1 protein-coding gene is annotated in these 263 nt (G+C 47.1%); it reads right to left on the bottom strand.

Annotated elements, in window-relative coordinates; all coding sequences use genetic code 11:
* Positions 1 to 263, bottom strand: a 263-nt coding sequence (locus SB773_RS32605) for an SNF2-related protein (RefSeq protein WP_410594534.1), incomplete at both ends; no start/stop codon positions are given.

The raw sequence follows: 263 nt of genomic DNA, 5'->3' as shown, positions 1-263 counted from the left end.
CAAAGCGATACTGAGCCTGTAGACTTTTCACAGCATTGGCGGTTTGGGTCGTGTGAGTTTTGAATGCTTGTGCCTCGTCCAGGATCAGGGTATGAATAGGCTGCTCCACATATTGCTCACTGTCGCGGCGAAGCAGTGGGTAGGAAGTAATAATCACATCTGCTTCGGATACATCCTGAAGCAATTGATTGCGCTGGGTTTTGTTTCCGTCGATGATGACTGTGCGTATCTCTGGTGCAAACTTTTTTAATTCATTTCGCCAG

It is taken from the genome of Bacillus sp. SIMBA_074, assembly GCF_046534555.1.
Taxonomy (GTDB): domain Bacteria; phylum Bacillota; class Bacilli; order Bacillales; family Bacillaceae_G; genus Bacillus_A; species Bacillus_A mycoides.
This window is presented reverse-complemented; position numbering and strand designations above follow the sequence as displayed.